Annotated in this window: 2 protein-coding genes and 1 pseudogene; all 3 read right to left on the bottom strand. The window is 53.9% G+C overall.

All coding sequences use genetic code 11. From position 1 onward, the window contains the following. Positions 1-335 (bottom strand): annotated as a pseudogene (locus tag DW826_RS17695) (topoisomerase); the annotation flags it as partial. Next, entirely contained in the window at positions 332-1,828 is a 1,497-nt protein-coding gene (mobQ, locus tag DW826_RS17690; protein ID WP_117553329.1) for a MobQ family relaxase, read from the bottom strand. The gene mobQ and the pseudogene DW826_RS17695, both read right to left, overlap by 4 nt. Further along, a partial coding sequence (locus tag DW826_RS17685; protein WP_242994150.1) for a DUF3847 domain-containing protein occupies positions 1,794-2,072 on the bottom strand: 279 nt, incomplete at its 5' end. The genes DW826_RS17685 and mobQ, both read right to left, overlap by 35 nt.

Here is a 2,072-nt window from a genome sequence, read left to right as displayed (position 1 = left end):
TGAATTGCTCTGTCGGCTGTTCTGTTGTGCAAGGGCAAGTGAAACGCTGTGGGCGGTGCTGTGCTGGCTTCGCTCTGTCCCTCGGCGCTTTCGCCGGTTAAGAGCTGGACTGCTTCGGGAAAGGACTTGCCGTAAAACTCCATGACAAAATCAATGGGATAGCCGCCCTTGCTCTGGCTGTGGCGAAACCATTTGTTTCCCCGGACGGTCAGGCTGTCATGTTCTTTCCAGCGGTATTCCCGTCCGCTTTTGATAAGTGTCTCTCCCTGTGTGCGGAGAAAATCTTCCAGACTGACGGCGTTTGCCCGGTCAATCTGTGCTTGGGTATAATTCATCGGGATAGTTCCTCCTTTTTGTGTCGTGTTTGGGGTCGATTTTGGAGCATTTGTTCCTCTGTGCGCTCGTTAAATCGGGCGGCAGTATCTACACATGACTTGACCTTCCAAAGGCGGTGTAAATCGTCTCTGACGGTCTTAAACTCGCCATAGGTGGTGTTGTGCGCCTGTTCCAGCTCGTCATACTCTTCGGTCAGCTTTTTCATATCCACCTTGCCGTCCGGGAACTCCCCAGTCAGCTTGCGTCTGGCGGCGTAGAACTGTTTCAGTTCCGCTTCATGCTCTGCCTTGTACTTGGCTCTGGGCTTCTCAAACTTGATTTTCTGCAAGCCGTCATAGACAGGCTTCAAGTTCTGGAAAGCAGCGGAGCTGTCATAGAGCTGCTTAATTGCTTTCATTCGGGCGGTCTGTTCGTCCAGCGTTTTCTTCAAGCTCTCTGTGGCAGCACTGTGTTCGCTGACACGGCTTTCCAAATCTTCAAGAGTGTAAATGCCGTTTGCCCGGAGATAATTGAAAGTCTCGTTCATCTCCTTTAGGTTGCTGACCTTGCCTTTCTGCGAATATGCCCCGGCTCTGCGCTTGGTGTAATAGGCGTTCAGCAGAGAAACAAGGTCGGGTGCCTGCGGCTTGGCAAGCTCCGCTTTTGCTTCGGCAATCCAATCAAACAGGAGAGCGATTTTCTTCTTGATGTCCCGGATAACGGCATTGGTGGCTTTGATCCAGCGGTTGAACTCGCCTTTCTCGGTGCGTATGCCTTTCTTCTCCATTGCCCGGACGGTTGCGCCCTCATGGACGGTGGGAAGAAGCTCCACGCCCTGACGCTCATAGCTTCGGTGGTCGATGCGAACATCAAGCCCTTTCTCCGCAAACTTGGCGTTGCATAGCTCTGCCCATGTCTGCCGCCAATGTTCCAGCGTTTCGGGACTGCCCCAGTCGGTAGTGGGAACGGCGTTGAACACAAACTTTCCGTCTGCGTCCCGGATACGGTTGCCGTCCTCGTCCAGCTCATACACCCGGCGTTGCTTTAGTCCCCATTTGCCGTTCTGCTCGATGGGGCGGATGGGGCAAAGCACATGAAAATGCGGGTTTGGTATGCCGCCGTCCTCCCGGTCTGGCTGGTGTACGGCGAAGTCAACTACCATGCCCCGGCTCACAAAGTTCTCCAACAAAAATTGCCTTGCAAGAGCGATGTTTTCCTCAAGGGAAAATTCATTCTGCAAGGCAATGTCAAAGCTGTATGCAAGCTGGGCGTTCTTTCCACGCTCGGCTTTTTCCACGGCGTTCCATAGGGTCTGGCGGTCTGCGTATTCGGGCGGTGCATGGGACGGCAGGAGAATATCAGAGCAGATCACGCCGCCCTTGCGGGTGTAGTCGCTGTATTCGCCGTAATACTCGCTATACAATCGCTCCCCGGCACGGTAGGCGGCAGAAGCAATAGCGGACTGTCCTGCGCTTCGCTTAGTCTGCGTGACGCTTAGATGAAATAGTGCCATCGGCTTTCAACTCCTTTTCCCTGTTTGCTTGGCTGATATGGGTAATCGCCATGTGACGGACGGCTCGCTGGACTTCGGACAGAGAAAAGATGTGTTCCATCAGCTCTGTCATTTCGGTGCGTGTGAGATCTTTGACCTCCGGGGCAAGGCTCTCAATCGTTCCGCCCAGATTGCAAAGGCGGTGGGTGCGCTTGGTGCGTTCGCCTTTCTCCAGATACTTCTTTCTGTTCTCCAGACGCTCCAG

It is taken from the genome of Clostridium sp. AM34-11AC (genome assembly GCF_003435375.1).
Classification (GTDB): Bacteria; Bacillota; Clostridia; order Lachnospirales; family Lachnospiraceae; genus Pilosibacter; species Pilosibacter fragilis.
This window is presented reverse-complemented; position numbering and strand designations above follow the sequence as displayed.